The organism is Streptomyces sp. TRM70350 (assembly GCF_019219825.1).
GTDB lineage: Bacteria > Actinomycetota > Actinomycetes > Streptomycetales > Streptomycetaceae > Streptomyces.
The window spans coordinates 24,508-41,547 of sequence record NZ_JAHUXH010000014.1; the positions used below are offsets into that span (position 1 = coordinate 24,508).

Sequence of the window (17,040 nt, forward strand, 5' to 3'; positions counted from 1 at the left end):
AGGTCAGGTGTGGAAATTCTCCCCGGGCTGTGGATAACTCAGCGGATAGCCATGGGCAGAGCTGTGTTCACCGCCCGGTGGCCTGTCCTTCGACCGGCTACTTCCACTGCGTGGAGACGGCGAACCCGGCGGCGATGAAGCCGAAACCGACCACGATGTTCCAGTTGCCCAGCGATTCGATGGGCAACGAACTGTTGGTCACATAGAAGACGACGATCCAGGCCAGACCGATGAGGAAGAGGGCGAGCATGACCGGTGCGACCCAGGCGCGGTTGCTCAGCTTGATGCTGGTCGCCTGCTTCGACGGCGGCGGCGTGTAGTCGGCCTTCTTGCGGATACGTGACTTCGGCACGAGGGTCTCTCCTGTCGATGCGCTGCGTGGCCGCGCAGGGAACTGGGTCGGGCTCGGGGCAGCGTAGGGGACACTGAGCGCTCCCCCGGGCGTCCGTTAGCGTAGTGCTTCCGTGGCGCCGAAGGAGATAAGGGTACGTTGAGCAATTCTGCCGACTCCACCGGGACGGAATCCAGCGCGGACCGCCGGTGGGCCTTCCGGCCCGTGCGGCTGCTCACGGTGGGCGTCTTCGCTCTCGCGGGCCTCATTTTCTTCACCAGTTTCCACACGGCCAAGGGCACGAATATCCGCACGGACGCGTCCTTGCTGAAGCTCTCGGACCTGATCCACGAGCGCAGCCGCAGCAACGGCGAGCTGGAGGAGGCCAACGCCGCCCTGCGCGAGGACGTCGAATCCCTGGCCGAGCGGGACGACGGCAGCACCAAGGCGGAGGACGACAAGCTCGCCGCCCTGGAGGAGAAGGCCGGGACGCAGAAGCTCACCGGCGAGGCGATCACGGTGACCCTGAACGACGCCCCGCCGAACGCCACCGCCAAGCTCCCGGGCTATCCCGAGCCCCAGCCCGACTACCTGGTCATCCACCAGCAGGACCTCCAGGCCGTGGTGAACGCCCTCTGGCAGGGCGGCGCCCAGGGCATCAAGGTCATGGACCAGCGGCTGATCTCCACCAGCGCCGTGCGCTGCGTGGGCAACACCCTGATCCTCCAGGGACGCGTCTACTCACCGCCGTACAAGATCACCGCGGTGGGTGACCCCGAGAAGCTCCAGCAGGCGCTCACCGCCTCCCCGGCGATCCAGAACTACATGGTGTACGTCAACGTCTACGGGCTCGGCTGGAAAGTCGAGGAGAACGGGACGGTGACTCTGCCCGGCTACTCGGGCACAGTGAATCTGCGGTACGCCCAGCCCGTGCAGTGAGCGCCTTCCCAGGAGCCGCCGGTGCGCCTAGTCGTCAGGACCGTCAGCGAACTGTGCATCACCGTCGGCACCGTGATCGTGCTCTTCGTCGTCTACGTGCTCTTCTGGACCGGCGTGCAGGCCGACACCGTCATGGACGACCAGATCGACCTGCTCCAGCAGCAGTGGGCCCGAGGCGGCGTACGCCCGACGGGCACGGCAGACCCGGGCGCCTCGGCCGCGCCCCCGAAGCCGGCGCCGTACGAGAACGGCAGGCCCTTCGCGATCATGTACATCCCGCGTCTTGGTTTCACGTGGAACAAGCCCGTCCTCGAAGGCACCGACACCGGCACCCTGAAGAAGGGCCTCGGCCACTACACCGGTACCGCGCAGCTCGGGCAGAAGGGCAACTTCTCCGTCGCCGGGCACCGGCGCACCTACGGCGATCCCTTCAAGGACTTCCCGCGGCTGCGGCCCGGTGACGCGGTGGTGCTGACGGACGGGACGACCTGGTTCACGTACCGGATCGGCAAGGGGCCGTACACAACCGTGCCGACGGACATCGAGGTGATCGACCCGCTGCCACGTAAGTCCGGGTACACGCGTCCGGGCCGTTATCTCACCCTGACCACCTGCGAACCGGAGTGGGGCCACAGCCACCGCCTCATTGTCTGGGCGCATCTGGATTCCACACAGCCTGTGGAGGCCGGGAAACCAGCCGCCCTGCGCCGTTAGTCTGGTGCAGTACGGCGTGAGTTTCTGGTGCCGTGGTGCGACGGAAGGGACGGCATGTACGGCTGGATCTGGCGGCATCTGCCGGGGAACGCGTGGGTCAAGGCGCTGATCTCACTGGCACTGATCCTGGCCGTGGTCTACGTCCTGTTCCAGTACGTCTTCCCATGGGCCGAACCGCTGCTTCCCTTCAACGATGTGACGGTGGACAACCAGTGAGCGCGCGCATTCTCGTTGTCGACAACTACGACAGCTTCGTCTTCAACCTGGTCCAGTACCTGTACCAGCTGGGCGCCGAGTGCGAGGTGGTGCGCAACGACGAGGTGTCGACGGCGCATGCCAACGACGGCTTCGACGGCGTGCTGCTGTCGCCCGGCCCCGGCGCTCCCGAGCAGGCCGGCGTCTGCATCGACATGGTCCGGCACTGCGCCGCCACCGGGGTGCCCGTCTTCGGCGTCTGCCTGGGCATGCAGTCGATGCAGGTGGCGTACGGCGGTGTCGTGGACCGTGCGCCGGAGCTGCTGCACGGCAAGACCTCGCTGGTCGAGCACGAGGGCAAGGGCGTCTTCGCGGGCCTGCCCTCGCCGTTCACGGCGACCCGCTACCACTCGCTGGCCGCCGAGCCGCCCACCGTGCCGGCCGAGCTGGAGGTCACCGCGCGCACCCACGACGGCATCATCATGGGCCTGCGGCACCGTGAACTCCCCGTCGAGGGCGTGCAGTTCCATCCCGAGTCGGTGCTGACCGAGCACGGTCACCGGATGCTGGCCAACTGGCTCGTGGAGTGCGGGGACGAGGGCGCGGTGGCGAGGTCGGCGGGGCTCGCCCCGGTGGTGGGCAGGGCCACGGCGTGACCGCGCTGCGCCCCGAGCGCGAGTCCGGCGCGGCCGCGTACGGCGACGCCGGTGACCAGGGCTCCTCGTACGGGCAGCAGCCGTACGAGGTGTCGGGTGCGCTCGGGGACTGGTACGGGCGGCAGCCGTACGACACGCCGGTGGGCGAGGTGCCGCTCGGCGCGGCCCCGGTGGACGAGGAGACGATGGCCCTGCGGATACCGGATCCGCCGGGTGAGTCCAGGTCGGCGGGTGCCTCGGCGGCCACAGGAACTGCAACGGTCACAGCGGGCTCTGCAGCCATCCCGCCCACCATGACCACCGGGACCACCCCGGGTGGCCGCGCGGCCCGCAGAAAGGCCGCCAAGCGCCGCCACCGGCGCCACGCAGGCCACGCAGGCCACGCAGACCACGGCGCACACGCCGGTCCGCCCACGGAGCCGTCGAAGGACGACGACCAGCGCCGCCCGCTCTCCCGTGTCGAGGCCCGCAGGCTCGCACGGGCCCGCAAGCCCAGCCCCGCGGTCGTCGCCAGCCGGCTGATCGGTGAGGTGTTCATCACCACCGGCGTGCTGATGCTCCTCTTCGTCACCTACCAGCTGTGGTGGACGAACGTCCGTGCGCACGCGCAGGCCGGTAACGAGGCCAGCCAGCTCCAGGACGACTGGGCGAGCGGCAAGCGCAACCCCGGCGTCTTCCAGCCCGGGCAGGGCTTCGCGCTGCTGCACATCCCCAAGCTGGACGTGGTGGTGCCGATCGCCGAGGGCATCGACAACGACAAGGTGCTCGACCGGGGCATGGTAGGCCACTACGCCGAGGGCGCGCTGAAGACGGCGATGCCCGACGCCAAGACCGGCAACTTCGGGCTCGCCGGCCACCGCAACACGCACGGCGAGCCGTTCCGGTACATCAACAGACTCCAGCCCGGCGATCCGATCGTCGTCGAGACGCAGGACATGTACTACGTCTACGACATGGCGTCGATCCTGCCGGTGACCTCGCCGAGCAACGTGAGCGTCCTCGACCCGATCCCCAAGGGGTCGGGGTTCACCGAGCCCGGCCGGTACATCACCCTGACGACGTGCACGCCGGAGTTCACCAGCAAGTACCGGATGATCGTCTGGGGCAAGATGGTCGAGGAACGGCCGCGCAGCAAGGGCAAGCCGGATGCGCTCGTCAGTTAAGGGCAGATGACACGTGGCAGCGACCACCGATCGTGAAGAGCACACCGACGCCGCCCCCGAGGCGCCCGAGCGGCGGCGCCGCGGACCCGGCCCGATCGCCATGGCGGTCAGTTTCTTCGGTGAACTCCTCATCACCGCGGGCCTCGTGCTCGGCCTGTTCGTCGTCTACTCGCTGTGGTGGACGAACGTCCTCGCCGACCGCAAGGCGCACCAGGAGGGCGACAAGGTCCGCGACAACTGGGCCACTTCGGAGTCCTCCGGTGGCCCCGGCGCGCTGGACACCAAGGACGGCATCGGCTTCCTGCACGTGCCCGCGATGAACAAGGACGAGATCCTGATCAAGAAGGGCACGTCGACGGAGCTCCTCAACGACGGCGTCGCGGGCTACTACACCGACCCCGTCAAGGCGACCCTCCCCACCAGCGGCAAGAACGGCAACTTCTCGCTCGCCGCGCACCGCGACGGCCACGGCGCGAAGTTCCACGACATCCACAAGCTGAAGAAGGGCGACCCGATCGTCTTCGAGACGAAGGACAAGTGGTACGTCTACAAGGTCTACGCCATCCTTCCCGAGACCTCGAAGTACAACGTCAAGGTCCTCGACGCGATCCCCAAGGAGTCCGGCCGCACGAAGGCGGGCAAGTACATCACCCTGACCACCTGCACGCCGGTCTTCACCAGCCGCTACCGGTACGTGGTGTGGGGCGAGCTGGAGCGGGTCGAGAAGGTGGACGGGGAGCGGACGCCGCCGAAGGAGCTCGGCTGAGCCAGTACCACGACGAGAGCCCCGGCACCCTGAGAAGGGAGCCGGGGCTCAGTCGTACGCCGGGCGGTCAGTCGGAGTCGAAGCCGCCGATGACCCCGCCGTTGCCGTTGCCGCCGTTGCCGCCGTTGTCGCCGTTGCCGAAGTTCACGGTGCGCAGTGTGATCTGCGTACCCGCGGGGTCGTCGACCTCCTGGTCCCCCGGCGGGTTCTGCGCGATGACACGCGCCCCGTCGCTCTGGTCGCTGCCGCCTTCGAACTGGATGTTGGTGAAGCCGGCCCCGTTCAGGATCTGCCTGGCCTCTCCCACCGTTCGTCCGACGACGTTCGGGACCTTGGTCTTCTGCTGCAGCTTGCCGACCTTCATGGTCACCGTCGAGTTCTTGTCGACCTGAGAGCCGACCGGCGGTGTGGTCTCGACGACCTTGCCGTCCTGGTTGGGGTCGGTGGTCGGCGTCTCGACGCAGGTGCCCGTGAGGTCGTTGTCCTGCATCTGCTTCTGGGCGTCCTCACAGGTCTGGCCGACGACGTTCGGGACGGTCGCCTTCTCCTCGGCCTTGGCGATGATCAGGGTGATCGTGGAGCCCTTCTCGACCTCCCTGCCGGAGACCGGGTTCTGTTCGAGGACGGTGCCCGGGTCGTCCGAGGACTCGCGCGTCTCGGTCTTCACCTTGAACTCGTAGTCGTCGCCCTCGAGTGTCGAGGTGGCGTCGTCCACGCTCTGACCGATGACGTTGGGAACAGCCACCTTCGGCGCACCCGTCGACACCACGAGGTTGACGGTGGTGTTCTTGTCGACCTCGGTCTTGGGCTGCGGGTCCTGCGAGCAGATGTTGCCCTTCTTCTCCTCCTCGCAGGGCTTCTGCGTGACCGTTCCGACCTGCAGATCGCTGTTCTCCAGCAGCTTTCTGGCATCGGCCTCGGTCTGGCCGACGAGGTTGGGAACCGGCACCGTGTCGTTGCTCACACCGTCCCCGCCGAACGCCCACCGCCCGATCAGGATCGCGCCGACGAGGACCAGGATCGCGGCCACGACCAGCAGGATCGTCGAGGTGTTGGACTTCCTCTGGCGGCGCCGGTCCGGGCGGTCGTCGTAGCCGAAGCCGCCGTCGTCCGGGTTGGCCGGGGGAAGCAGGGTCGTCGCGGGTGCGTGGCCGTCGGAGCGCAGGGCCGTCGTCGGCTGGTCGTCGGGGTAGCCGCCGTAGCCCACGGAGCCCATCGCCGCCGTGGCCGCGACCGGCTGGCCGTCGAGGCAGGCCTCGATGTCGGCGCGCATCTCGTCGGCCGACTGGTAGCGGTAGTTCGGGTCCTTGACCAGCGCCCTCAGGACGATCGCGTCCATCTCCGGCGTGATCTCGGGGTCGAAGACGGACGGGGGCTGCGCCTCCTCCCGTACGTGCTGGTAGGCGACCGCGACGGGGGAGTCGCCCACGAAGGGCGGGCGGACCGTCAGCAGTTCGTACAGCAGGCAGCCGGTGGAGTACAGGTCACTGCGCGCGTCGACCTGCTCGCCCTTGGCCTGCTCCGGCGAGAGGTACTGGGCGGTGCCGATGACGGCCGCCGTCTGCGTCATCGTCATCCCGGCGTCGCCCATGGCGCGGGCGATGCCGAAGTCCATCACCTTGACCTGGCCGCCCCGCGTCAGCATGACGTTGGCCGGCTTGATGTCGCGGTGGACGATGCCGTTGCGGTGGGCGTACTCCAGGCCCTGGAGGATGCCGATGGTCATTTCCATCGCGCGCTCGGGCAGGAGTTTGCGGCCGGAGTGCAGCAGCTCACGGAGCGTGGAGCCGTCGACGTACTCCATGACGATGTACGGGATCGAGACCCCGTCGATGTAGTCCTCGCCCGTGTCGTAGACCGCCACGATCGCGGGGTGGTTGAGCGAGGCGGCCGACTGGGCCTCCCGGCGGAAGCGGGCCTGGAACGACGGGTCGCGCGCGAGGTCCGCGCGCAGCGTCTTCACCGCCACGGTGCGGCCGAGGCGGGTGTCATGCGCGAGGTAGACCTCCGCCATGCCACCACGGCCGAGCACCTGACCCAGCTCGTACCGGCCGCCGAGGCGACGCGGCTCTTCCATAAGCTACCTACCAGCCCTCTCCGTCGGTCCCGACCGGCATGTCGTGCGGCCGGAGACTGCCGTCCGGGCCTACCGTACCCGGCTCGCAATGTGTGACCTGGCCAAGCCCGTCAGCCGATACAGGACCGGTATCGCAACGTGCGTCGTTGTGAAGACGATGTGACGGGGCTCTCACTGCTTGCTCTCGATGACCGCCTCCATCACGCTCTTCGCGATGGGCGCCGCGAGGCCGCCGCCGGAGATGTCGCCACGGTCCGCCTCCTCGTCCTCGACCACCACGGCCACGGCGACCGGCGAGCTGCCGTCGTCCAGCTTGGCGTAGGAGATGAACCAGGCGTACGGCTTCTCGCTGTTGTCGACGCCGTGCTGGGCGGTACCGGTCTTGCCGCCCACGGTGACGCCGGGGATCTTCGCGTTGGTTCCCGTGCCCTTCTCGACGACCGTCTCCATCATCGACTGCAGGATCTGGGCGTTGTCCGAGGACAGCGGCTTGCTGAGCTCCTCGGGCTCGGTCTGCTCGATGGTGTCGACGTTGGACGCCTGGAGCTTGTCGACCATGTACGGCTTCATCAGCGTGCCGTCGTTGGCGACCGCGGAGGCGACCATGGCCATCTGCAGCGGGGTCGCGGCGGTGTTGAACTGGCCGATCGAGGACAGCGCCACCTCGGAGGGGGCCATGTCGTCGGAGAACACGGACGCGTTGGCGCGGACCGGAGTGAACTGCTCCTCGGTGAAGCCGAACTGCTTCGCCGTCTGAAGCATCTTGTCGTTGCCCAGGTCCGAGCCGACCTTGCCGAAGACCGTGTTGCAGGACCACTGCAGGGCGACCCTGAGGGTGGCGTTCTTGCAGGGGATGGTCCCCTCGTTCTTCAGCACGGTGGTGGTGCCCGGCATGGTCCACGGCAGCGGCGTCTTGGTGGGCGAGTCGGCGTCCGTGTACAGGCCGTGCTCCAGGGCCGCCGCCGCGGTGACCACCTTGAAGGTCGAGCCCGGCGGGTAGGTCTCGCGCAGCGCCCGGTTGAGCATCGGGTCGTCGGGGTTGGCCTTCTTCTGGAGCTTGTTCCAGGCCTTCTGGTCGTCGTCGGAGTATCCGGCGATCGTCGAGGGGTCGTACGACGGGTAGGAGGCCAGCGCCAGGATCGCGCCGGTCTGCGGGTCGAGGGCCACCACCGCGCCCTTGCCGCGCTTGGCCAGGCCCTCGTACGCCGCCTTCTGCGCGGCCGCGTTGAGGGTGGTGACGACGTTGCCGCCCGCCTTCTTCTTGCCGGTGAGCATGTCGAGGGTGTTGCGGAAGAACAGCCGGTCGTCGTTGCCGGTGAGGATGCCGTCCTCCAGGTTCTCCAGCTGGTTGGTGCCGAAGGCCTGGGAGGCGTAGCCGGTGACGGGCGCCCACATGGGGCCGTCCTTGTAGGTGCGGACGTACTCGAAGTCGCCGCTGGCCGCCTGCTTGGAGCCGGTGATGGCCTTGCCGTCGACGATGATGTCGCCGCGCGGGGTGGCGTACCGCTCGATGGCCACGCGGCGGTTGTTGGTGTCGGTGGCCAGCTCGTCCGCCCGGACGTACTGGAGCCAGTTGTCGCGGATCAGCAGCGTCAGCACGAGCAGGCCGCAGAAGATCGCGATCCGGCGCAGGGGCTTGTTCATGACGGGCGGACCACCTGGGTCATCTCGGCGTCGGGGTTGGGGGCGGGGGACGGCGCCGGGCGGCGCGCGGTGTCGCTGATTCTCAGCAGGATGCCGATCAGGGCCCAGTTGGCGATCACGGAGGAACCGCCGTAGGCCAGGAACGGCATCGTCATACCGGTCAGCGGGATGAGCCCCATCACACCGCCGGCGACGACGAACACCTGGAGGGCGAAGGCGCCGGACAGGCCGATGGCGAGCAGCTTGCCGAAGGGGTCGCGGGCGGCGAGGGCGGTGCGCACGCCGCGCTCCACGATCAGGGCGTACAGCAGCAGCAGCGCCATCACACCGGCCAGGCCCAGCTCCTCGCCGAAGGTGGCGAGGATGAAGTCGGAGTTGGCGGCGAACCGGATCAGCTCGGAGTGGCCCTGGCCCCAGCCGGTGCCGAGGGTGCCGCCGGAGCCGAACGCCCACAGCGCCTGCATGGCCTGCTCGGAGTGGCCGCCGACGCCCTGGCGGGAGAGCGTGTACTCGCGCATCGGGTCGAGCCAGGCGTCGACGCGCTGCTGGATGTGCGGTTCGAAGGAGGCCACGCCGACGGCGCCGACCGCGGACATCAGCAGACCGAAGACGATCCAGCTGGTCCGCTCGGTGGCGACGTACAGCATGATGACGAACATTCCGAAGAACAGCAGCGACGTGCCGAGGTCGGTCTCGAAGACGAGGATCAGGATCGACATCGCCCAGACCACGAGGATCGGGCCGAGGTCGCGGCCGCGCGGCAGGTACAGGCCCATGAAGCGGCGGCTGGCCAGGGCGAGCGCGTCCCGCTTGACCATCAGGTAGCCGGCGAAGAACACCGCCAGCACGATCTTCGCGAACTCACCGGGCTGGATGGAGAATCCGGCGACCGAGATCCAGATCCTGGCGCCGTAGATGTTCTGGCCGAGGCCGGGCACCAGCGGCAGCAGCAGCAGGAACAGCGCGCCGACCATCGAGATGTACGTGTAGCGCTGCAGGGCGCGGTGGTCCTTGAGGAAGATCAGCACCACGATGAACAGCGCGATGCCCATCGCCGTGTACAGCAGCTGGCGTGGGGCGGCGGTGCCGGCCTGGCCGATGGACTGCAGCAGCTCGGACTGGTCCAGCCGCCAGATGGCGACCAGGCCGAGGCCGTTGAGCAGGGTGGCCAGCGGCAGCAGCAGCGGGTCGGCGTACGGCGCGAACTTGCGGACGACCAGATGGCCGACGCCGGCCAGCAGACCGAGGCCGAGGCCGTAGCTCAGCAGGCCGGCGGGCACCTCGTCGTTGATGGCGAGGCCGACGTTGGCGTAGGCGAAGACCGGGATGACGACGGCGAACACCAAAAGCCCGAGCTCGGTGTTGCGCCGGCTCGGCGTGCCGATCGAGCCGATCGTGGACGTGTGCTGCGTCGACGGGTTGGTAGTACTGCTCATCGTGTGACGGGGCCTCTCACGGCTTGCCTACTGCTTACCGCACAGCGAGACGACCTTCTGCTCTTCCTCCGAGAGGCTGGGGCCGGGGCTGGGAGTGGGCGCGGTCGCGGACTGGGTCGGGGACGGGGATCCGGTGGCCGACGGGGTCGGCGTGGCCTTGGACGTGAAGGAGGTGCGGCTGGTTCCCGTGGTACCGCCGGCCTCGCCCTGGCCGGTCTGCGCGTTGTTCTCGCTCTCGGCGGCGCGCCGCTCGGCCTCCTTCTTGCACGCGGAGGCCTGCACGGCCAGCTCGTCGATCTTCGCCTGGGCGTTCTTCAGCCCGCCCTCGGCGATCGTGGCCTCGACCAGCTTCTGCTGGTACGGCGGCAGGTACTTGAGTTCGATCTCGGGGTGGTCCTTCTCGACCTCCGACAGCGACACCCAGGCCAGGTCCTGGCTGATGCCCCGGTACAGCGCGACGTGCTCGCCGTTGGTGCCGACGTAGTACTGGGTCTGCGTCCAGCGGTAGCCGCCGTACAGGCCGCCGCCGATGACGGCCAGCGCGAGGATGCCGTAGACGGATCTCTTCAGCCAGCGGCGCCGGGGCCGCGGCTTGACGAAGTCCTCGTCGCTGTAGCCGCCGAAGCCGTCCGCCGGGACGTAGCCGGTGGTGTCGCCGGAGCCGGGCGGGCCGAACTCGCCTCCGCCGCCCTGTCCGGGCACCTGGCGGCCGAGGCCCGCGGCGCGGCCGGCGGGGGTCTGCATGATGCCGTTGTCGTGCAGGTGGTGCTGGTTCTCGGCGACCGCGCCGACCACGACCGGGGTGTCGGACAGCTGCCCGGCGAGGGTGTCGCCGGTGTCGAGGTCGAGGACGTCGGCGACGATGACGGTGATGTTGTCGGGGCCGCCGCCGCGCAGCGCCAGCTCGATCAGCTGCTGCACGGTCTCCTGGGGGCCCTGGTAGCTGGCGAGGGTCTCCTCCATCGTCTGGTGGGAGACGACTCCGGACAGCCCGTCGGAGCAGATCAGATAGCGGTCGCCGGCCCGGACCTCGCGGATCGACAGGTCGGGCTCGACGTGGTCGCCGCTGCCGAGGGCGCGCATCAGCAGGGAGCGCTGCGGGTGGGTGGTGGCCTCTTCCTCGGTGATCCGGCCCTCGTCGACCAGGCGCTGCACCCAGGTGTGGTCCTGGGTGATCTGCGTGAGGACGCCGTCGCGCAGCAGGTACGCGCGCGAGTCGCCGACGTGGACGAGGCCGAGCCGCTGGCCGGTCCACAGCAGGGCGGTGAGGGTGGTGCCCATGCCCTCCAGCGAGGGGTCGTCCTCGACCATCTGGCGCAGCTGGTCGTTGGCGCGCTGGACGGCGGCACCGAGCGAGGTGAGGACGTCGGAGCCGGGGATGTCGTCGTCGAGCTGGACGATGGTGGAGATCGCCTCGGAGGAGGCGACCTCCCCGGCGGCGGCGCCGCCCATGCCGTCGGCGATGGCGAGCAGGCGCGGACCGGCGTATCCGGAGTCCTCGTTGCCCTCGCGGATCATGCCTTTGTGCGAACCGGCGGCGAAGCGCAGTGACAGACTCATGCGCACCTCGCCCATCGGCTCCGGGTACAGCCGATCGTGTCGAGCCACACTGCCCACCCTCCGGTCGGGAGCGCGCCGGGGCCCCGGGGGTGGACCGCCGCTGCGTGCTCGCTCCGCTCGCGCCTATTCATGATGTAGCACTACTTCCGCAGCTCGATGACGGTCTTGCCGATGCGGATCGGTGCACCCAGCGGAATCGGCGTGGGGGTCGTGAGGCGGGTCCGGTCGAGATAGGTGCCATTGGTGGACCCGAGGTCCTCGACGATCCACTGGCCGTCCCGGTCCGGGTAGATCCTGGCATGCCGGCTGGAGGCGTAGTCGTCGTCCAGCACGATCGTGCTGTCGTGCGCCCGGCCCAGGGTGATGGTCTGGGACTGCAGCGCGACGGTGGTGCCGGTGAGTGTGCCCTCGGTCACCACCAGTTTGGTGGGGGCGTTGCGGCGCGCCCGGCCGCCGGCCGGCTGCTGGCGCTGCTGCGGGGGCGCCTGGCGCTGGGCCTGCTGCGCCCGGCCCGCGTCCCGTCGGGACCCGCGCTGGGTGACGCGCGTACCGAACAGATCGCTGCGGATGACCTGCACGGCCACGATCACGAACAGCCACAGTACGGCCAGGAAACCCAGCCGCATGACCGTGAGGGTCAGCTCTGACATTGCCCCCGGATCACCCTTCGGCTTGCCTATAGATAACGGTGGTGCTGCCCACGACGATCCGCGAGCCGTCGCGGAGCGTAGCGCGGGTGGTGTGCTGCCCGTCCACCACGATGCCGTTGGTGGACCCGAGATCCTGGATCGTCGAGGGCGTTCCGGTCCGGATCTCACAGTGCCGGCGGGACACGCCGGGGTCGTCGATCCGCACGTCGGCGTCGGTGCTGCGGCCCAGCACGAGCGTCGGGCGGGAGATCTGGTGGCGGGTGCCGTTGATCTCGATCCAGTACCTGGTGCGGGAACCGGCGGCGGCGCCGGGCGCGGCGCCGGGACGCGGGGCGGCGGGCTGGGCCGGCGGCGGATAGCCGTAGCCGCCGGGGCGGGCGCCGGGCGGGGGCGCGGCGGGCATGGGGGGAGCGCCGGCGGGCTGCGCGGGGGCGCCCGGGGGCGGGTAGCCGTAACCGCCGGCGGCGGGGCGGGCGCCACCGGCCGCGGGGGCGGCGGGGGCCTGCTGGCTGCTGGAGGAGGCGAGCGTACGGCTGCGCACCCGGTACAGGCCGGTGTCCAGGTCGTCGGCCTTCTCCAGGTGGACCTTGATCGGGCCCATGAAGGTGTAGCGCTGCTGCTTGGCGTAGTCGCGGACCATGCCGGCGAGCTCGTCGCCGAGCTGGCCGGAGTAGGGGCTGAGGCGCTCGAAGTCCGGGGCGCTCAGCTCCACGATGAAGTCGTTGGGGACGACCGTCCGGTCGCGGTTCCAGATGGTGGCGTTGTTGTCGCACTCGCGCTGGAGCGCTCCCGCGATCTCCACGGGCTGCACCTCGGACTTGAACACCTTGGCGAAGGTGCCGTTGACCAGACCTTCGAGGCGCTGCTCGAACTTCTTCAGGACTCCCATGGGGCACCTCCTCCGGTGTTGCCGTCCTGTGTACTGCCTACCCGGTACTGCTTACTGATCGTATCCACGCGCCGGTTAATCGGCTGGTTCCCCCTGTCAGCCCGGTCCACGGGTGTCGACGGGTGTCGACGCCTGACGAAGTTCCCTTCGGCGCTCCCCATCGAACGTCTGGCATGGATCGTAGAGGGGGTCGCAAACAAGTGTCCCGCACCGGGCTGTGGACTCGGTCCGGCTCCTGGGCAGATGGGCCGGACCGGTACGAGGTTGATACGTGCGCGGGCCCCTTGGTCGGCCGGTGTGCCGGTGCGAGGGGCTGGGGTGCTGGGGGCTGTGGGGGCTTGGCTGCAGGGGCTGCGGGGGCTGGCTGCGGGGGGCTCCCTGCCCGGGACAAGGGATGTGAACCCACCCGGTCCAGCGTGCTAATGTTCTGCGTGTCGGAAGGCGCCAGCCCCAAGGGGCCGGGCCGGAGACACACCCAATGCGCGGGTGGCGGAATAGGCAGACGCGCTGGATTCAGGTTCCAGTGCCCGCAAGGGCGTGGGGGTTCAACTCCCCCCTCGCGCACAGAGAGAAACCGACGGAACGGGTCTCTGCAGGTGACGGAAGTCACGGCAGGGGCCCGTTTCTCGTTTCCATGACGTTGTGAGGCATCACACAGCCTGGCCAGGGCATACGGCAGGCCCCGACGCGTGAGCTATCTCACGGGTGGGGCCTGTCTTTGTCGTGCTGCCGTGCCGAGATCGGATTGATCTATGCCGCTGGTGCGAGGTGGCCGGTCGGGGTCCAGCTCCTCGGTTCTCTGATGGGGCGGCGGTGGTGGGTGCGTCGGCGTGGGCGCTCGCCGCCGAGCGACAGTGTGTCCAGCCACTTCTTGATCTTACGGCGGTTCGCGTGGGCCAGCTGGAAGGCGAGCAGGATCGTTTGTGCCGCGATGCCGCGGGTACGGCGGGAGCCCGCGGATTCGATGCCCTCGGCGAGAGGGTTCTTGGCGTAGCCGTTGTAGCCCTCGACGCTGTTGCGGAGCCGGAAGTAGACCTTCTGCCATTCCGGGCTGCCGTAGTCCAGGGCCTGCCACTGCTTGGCGCCGGCTTCGGGGCTGACGGTGATCGTGCGCTGGCGGCAGACCTTGAGTGGACCGGCCGGCTGGGTTCCGGGTCGATGAGGGGCAGGTGGATGCCGCGACCCATGGTGTAGGGCTTGAGGGGGCACTGGGCCTTGCCTGCCTCGGCGGGGCACATCATTCGCTGGTAACCGTCGGCGTCGGCGTTCTCCTTCGGCATGATGCGGTAGCCGCGACGAGCGGCGATCAGCTTGATCCACGTCTCCCGGTCGATGCGGTCGGCGTGCAGGTCGATGGTGGCGTTGATCAGGGGCTCGGGCATGGAGGGGCAGTACCAGCGGCCCTCGACGAGGATCGCGCCGTGCGTTCCGGCCTGCTTGCCGAGCTGATCCGCGCGGTAGTCGTAGACGGGCTTGTATCCCATGGCCCGGACGGGGAGCTGCCACTCGTCGGGCTCGGAGTTGTTGTAGGCGCGGTCGCCGGCAAGGTAGCCGGGTTTGTATCCACGCTCCCGGAGTCGGTTGAGGATCTTCAGGCCGTTGTACGCGGGGCGGTGACCGGGCTTGTCGAGGGCGACGCCGAGGACGAGGGCTGGGAGGACTTCGGGGTTGGGGGTGCCGTCGTCGAGGAGTACGGCGTCGTGTTCGGCGTCGCGGGTCACGATGAGGTGGGCGTCGTAGCCGAAGAGGTACTTCTTCTTGAGCGAGGTCGTCTTCTTGTCCTGAGAGGCCTGGGTGTTGCCCTTCTTGGCGGGCGGGGGCGATGGGCGCATGGAGTCGGAGACCGGTGCGTCGGGGTCCCTGTGGTCGCCTTCGCGTACGTACCAGCCGGCGTCCGGGTCCGTGGCGAGCTCCGGCCCGTTTGTGCGGCGGCCGCGGGAGAATGCTCAGACCGGGGTGGCATCCACGCCCAGGGAGACTTCCGCCAGCTCCGTCAGCAGGCTGTGGAGAGGGCGTACGGAGGCGTCCAGCACGAACTCGGTGAACAGGGCAAGACGGCGCTCGCGCTCCGCCAGGTCGTCGATGTCCGCCGCCGCGGCCAGGTCGTGGGCCTCGGTGCGTGAGAGGTGTCCGTTGGGCGGCAGCGGGGACGGGTTCATCGCGTCCTTCATCGCGTGGAAGAGCCGGCGGACGACTGCGTAGGCCGCTTCGAAACCGTGGTCGGTGTCTGCGTACTCGGGGATGTCCAGCAGTTCGCGCAGCCGCGGGGAGATGCGGAAGTACAGGATGTCGGTGACCCGTTCCAGGACGATCTTTCCGCCGGTGTCCTGAGTGCAGAGGTACAGGCCGATGAGGAGGCTTCTGCGGTGCAGGGTGCGGTGTCGGCCTCGAGGGAGGTGGACGAACTCCTTGAGCAGCGGAACGAGTTCGCTGTTGTCCACCTCCTCGACTGCTGCCTCGATGTCGGCGTCGTCGATGTATCTGCGCTCCGCGCGCATTGCCATCAGGCGTTCGTGGCGGTCGCTGGGCAGCCTGTGGGAGGTCGTCATTGGCCGCCTCGCAGCAAGCGGGCCGCTTCGTCGGCGGGGACGGGGTTCAAGTACGGGAGGATGCGTGAGAGGCTGTGGAGGGTGTCGACGCCGGCAGCCGCCACGATGACGGTGATGGGGAGCCGTTCTTCGAGGAGCTCGACCAGCCAGGTGGACCTGAGGCGACCCATCACCAGGCGAGGAACGTTCGGGCTCGGCTGGGTGCGCGCCAGGAAGTTCGTGACGGTGTTGGTGCCGCGGCTGCCGCAGTTGGGACGGAACATGTACCGGGCGGTGCCTGTGGTGTCGATACGGTCGGCAGCGGTCGCCAGGACGCCTTCCCAGGGACGGCGGCAGAGGATCTCCCGTTTCCGGGGTCCGCGAGTGGCCACGACAACTGAACCGCTGCCGCTGGAGGTTCTGCGGACGTCGTGGACGCGCAGCGGGATGACCTCCGGTGAATCGAGGCCGACGCCGAGCCCGAGTTCCATGAGGGTCTTGCAGCCCCAGCGAAGCTCCTCCGTGGGCTGCCCGCTGGCCCAGCCCCACAGATCCGCGAGTTCGGTCCTGCTGTAAGGGCTGTTGGCAACGGAGGCCGACAGCTTGGCGGGTTTCCCGGTCCGGCACTCGCCGCCCAGGACGACTTCGCGCAGACGAAGGAGCCTGGTGCGGTAGTTGCCCCGCGTGCTCTCGCCCACCTGGGGACAGCCGACCGCGATGAACCGCTCGATCGCCTCGCGGGAGAGCCACACCTCGGCCTTTGCGGGCAGACCCTCTCCGTCGCAAAAGATCGCCAACTGCGTGAGTGCGGTGAGCAGTTCACGTGCCTTGTAGGGCAGGAGCGGGTCGGCGAGACGGACCACACGGCGCACTTCGTCGCCGACGCGGCTCCACCCCGCGGGGGAGCCGGACGGTCGATAGGAATCAATGCGCTGTCCCAGAATTTTTTATTGGGTAACTGGATATGTGGCGCTCATGTCCTTACCCTTACCTGGGCCTACCAGGAGGGGATAGGTGATCGCCTGAGCATGGTGGAGCCTTGCTTGCTCGGGTATGTCTGCCCCGGTCCAAACTGTGCCTGATGGGTAAGGTGGACAGGTAAGAGGCACTGTCCTGCACCGCGATGAGACGGCTCGTTGAGTCCGTTCGGTTACACCTGCGTGTCCTGGCGTTCCAGTGGCGTACGTGGTGACATCTCAGGCATAGGACGTGGCAGCCCACGTGCACATGCACATGTCCCTCGGCCTTACCGACGGTCGTCTGCACAAGCTCGCCGCGCGAGCCGACAACCTGAGGGCGGATATGTGGGGGCAGTCCGTCCGACGGGAGTCAGCACACAGGGCAAAGGGGTGGACAGGTAGCCCAGAGGGGATAAGAGGGGGCCTGGGGAAACAGGCGTCCACATTCCTCAAGGCGTGTGTTGTGCCGTCACAGGCGTTGGAATCTATCTGCGCTGTACTGGTAGGTGCCCTCGGCGGAGGTCCGGTGCTCG

At 68.7% G+C, this 17,040-nt stretch carries 16 protein-coding genes and 1 tRNA gene; 7 read left to right on the forward strand and 10 right to left on the reverse strand.

Annotated features, from left to right (window positions below; genetic code table 11):
* Positions 1 to 97 precede the first annotated feature (97 nt).
* A complete protein-coding gene (crgA, locus tag KWI83_RS21570) occupies positions 98 to 352 on the reverse strand; it encodes a cell division protein CrgA (protein ID WP_218516018.1) in 255 nt (84 codons plus the stop codon).
* A 138-nt stretch (positions 353 to 490) separates the two neighbouring features.
* Between crgA and KWI83_RS21575 the strand changes: the two genes are divergently transcribed.
* Genes KWI83_RS21575 through KWI83_RS21600 form a run of 6 tightly spaced genes read left to right on the forward strand, consistent with a single transcriptional unit; the run spans position 491 to position 4,764 of the window.
* The gene (locus KWI83_RS21575) at positions 491 to 1,270 is read left to right on the forward strand and encodes a DUF881 domain-containing protein (RefSeq protein WP_218516019.1); all 780 of its coding nucleotides are present in this window, start codon (positions 491 to 493) and stop codon (positions 1,268 to 1,270) included.
* Positions 1,271 to 1,291: 21 nt separating this feature from the next.
* Complete coding sequence (locus KWI83_RS21580; RefSeq protein WP_218516020.1) at positions 1,292 to 1,984, forward strand: class E sortase; 693 nt, start codon at positions 1,292 to 1,294, stop codon at positions 1,982 to 1,984.
* 54 nt (positions 1,985 to 2,038) lie between these two features.
* Entirely contained in the window at positions 2,039 to 2,200 is a 162-nt protein-coding gene (locus KWI83_RS21585; protein ID WP_218516021.1) for a hypothetical protein, read from the forward strand.
* Entirely contained in the window at positions 2,197 to 2,835 is a 639-nt protein-coding gene (locus KWI83_RS21590; RefSeq protein WP_218516022.1) for an aminodeoxychorismate/anthranilate synthase component II, read from the forward strand. Before KWI83_RS21585 ends, KWI83_RS21590 begins: the two co-directional genes overlap by 4 nt.
* Entirely contained in the window at positions 2,832 to 3,998 is a 1,167-nt protein-coding gene (locus tag KWI83_RS21595; protein WP_218516023.1) for a class E sortase, read from the forward strand. Before KWI83_RS21590 ends, KWI83_RS21595 begins: the two co-directional genes overlap by 4 nt.
* A gap of 13 nt (positions 3,999 to 4,011) precedes the next feature.
* Entirely contained in the window at positions 4,012 to 4,764 is a 753-nt protein-coding gene (locus KWI83_RS21600; RefSeq protein WP_218516024.1) for a class E sortase, read from the forward strand.
* 67 nt (positions 4,765 to 4,831) lie between these two features.
* Here KWI83_RS21600 and pknB read toward each other — a convergent pair whose 3' ends face one another.
* The 6 genes from pknB to KWI83_RS21630 form a co-directional block, all read right to left on the reverse strand.
* Positions 4,832 to 6,841 (reverse strand): Stk1 family PASTA domain-containing Ser/Thr kinase, encoded by a 2,010-nt coding sequence (gene pknB, locus KWI83_RS21605; RefSeq protein WP_218516025.1) that lies wholly within the window; start codon positions 6,839 to 6,841, stop codon positions 4,832 to 4,834.
* Positions 6,842 to 7,012: 171 nt separating this feature from the next.
* On the reverse strand, positions 7,013 to 8,485 hold the full coding sequence (locus tag KWI83_RS21610; protein ID WP_218516026.1) for a penicillin-binding protein 2: 1,473 nt from the start codon (positions 8,483 to 8,485) through the stop codon (positions 7,013 to 7,015).
* Complete coding sequence (locus KWI83_RS21615; RefSeq protein ID WP_218516027.1) at positions 8,482 to 9,921, reverse strand: FtsW/RodA/SpoVE family cell cycle protein; 1,440 nt, start codon at positions 9,919 to 9,921, stop codon at positions 8,482 to 8,484. The genes KWI83_RS21610 and KWI83_RS21615 overlap by 4 nt, the downstream gene beginning before the upstream one ends.
* 27 nt (positions 9,922 to 9,948) lie before the next feature.
* On the reverse strand, positions 9,949 to 11,496 hold the full coding sequence (locus tag KWI83_RS21620; RefSeq protein ID WP_218516144.1) for a Stp1/IreP family PP2C-type Ser/Thr phosphatase: 1,548 nt from the start codon (positions 11,494 to 11,496) through the stop codon (positions 9,949 to 9,951).
* 125 nt (positions 11,497 to 11,621) lie between these two features.
* Positions 11,622 to 12,131: an FHA domain-containing protein gene (locus KWI83_RS21625; RefSeq protein ID WP_218516028.1), complete on the reverse strand. Its 510-nt coding sequence runs from the start codon at positions 12,129 to 12,131 to the stop codon at positions 11,622 to 11,624.
* A gap of 10 nt (positions 12,132 to 12,141) precedes the next feature.
* Complete coding sequence (locus KWI83_RS21630; RefSeq protein WP_218516029.1) at positions 12,142 to 13,020, reverse strand: DUF3662 and FHA domain-containing protein; 879 nt, start codon at positions 13,018 to 13,020, stop codon at positions 12,142 to 12,144.
* Between the two features lie 480 nt (positions 13,021 to 13,500).
* On the opposite strand from KWI83_RS21630, the gene KWI83_RS21635 reads away from it, so the two are divergent.
* A tRNA-Leu gene (locus KWI83_RS21635) sits at positions 13,501 to 13,584 on the forward strand.
* An 86-nt stretch (positions 13,585 to 13,670) separates the two neighbouring features.
* Here the strand turns inward: KWI83_RS21635 and KWI83_RS38845 are convergent.
* The 3 genes from KWI83_RS38845 to KWI83_RS21645 all read right to left on the reverse strand — a co-directional run bounded on the left by KWI83_RS38845 (position 13,671) and on the right by KWI83_RS21645 (position 16,411).
* Positions 13,671 to 14,852, reverse strand: coding sequence for a hypothetical protein (locus KWI83_RS38845; RefSeq protein ID WP_256362622.1), 1,182 nt, complete (start codon positions 14,850 to 14,852; stop codon positions 13,671 to 13,673).
* Between the two features lie 114 nt (positions 14,853 to 14,966).
* Positions 14,967 to 15,524: a hypothetical protein gene (locus KWI83_RS38850; RefSeq protein WP_256362623.1), complete on the reverse strand. Its 558-nt coding sequence runs from the start codon at positions 15,522 to 15,524 to the stop codon at positions 14,967 to 14,969.
* A 41-nt stretch (positions 15,525 to 15,565) separates the two neighbouring features.
* Complete coding sequence (locus KWI83_RS21645; protein WP_308122127.1) at positions 15,566 to 16,411, reverse strand: hypothetical protein; 846 nt, start codon at positions 16,409 to 16,411, stop codon at positions 15,566 to 15,568.
* Positions 16,412 to 17,040 lie beyond the last annotated feature (629 nt).

Bases quoted from the DNA above. Each gene is read 5' to 3' on its own strand.
- KWI83_RS21630 (WP_218516029.1), bottom strand. From the start codon at position 13,020: ATGGGAGTCCTGAAGAAGTTCGAGCAGCGCCTCGAAGGTCTGGTCAAC.
- KWI83_RS21625 (WP_218516028.1), bottom strand. From the start codon at position 12,131: ATGTCAGAGCTGACCCTCACGGTCATGCGGCTGGGTTTCCTGGCCGTA.
- KWI83_RS38850 (WP_256362623.1), bottom strand. From the start codon at position 15,524: ATGGCAATGCGCGCGGAGCGCAGATACATCGACGACGCCGACATCGAG.
- KWI83_RS21615 (WP_218516027.1), bottom strand. From the start codon at position 9,921: ATGAGCAGTACTACCAACCCGTCGACGCAGCACACGTCCACGATCGGC.
- KWI83_RS21585 (WP_218516021.1), top strand. From the start codon at position 2,039: ATGTACGGCTGGATCTGGCGGCATCTGCCGGGGAACGCGTGGGTCAAG.
- KWI83_RS21610 (WP_218516026.1), bottom strand. From the start codon at position 8,485: ATGAACAAGCCCCTGCGCCGGATCGCGATCTTCTGCGGCCTGCTCGTG.
- pknB (WP_218516025.1), bottom strand. From the start codon at position 6,841: ATGGAAGAGCCGCGTCGCCTCGGCGGCCGGTACGAGCTGGGTCAGGTG.
- KWI83_RS38845 (WP_256362622.1), bottom strand. From the start codon at position 14,852: ATGCGCCCATCGCCCCCGCCCGCCAAGAAGGGCAACACCCAGGCCTCT.
- KWI83_RS21620 (WP_218516144.1), bottom strand. From the start codon at position 11,496: ATGGGCGAGGTGCGCATGAGTCTGTCACTGCGCTTCGCCGCCGGTTCG.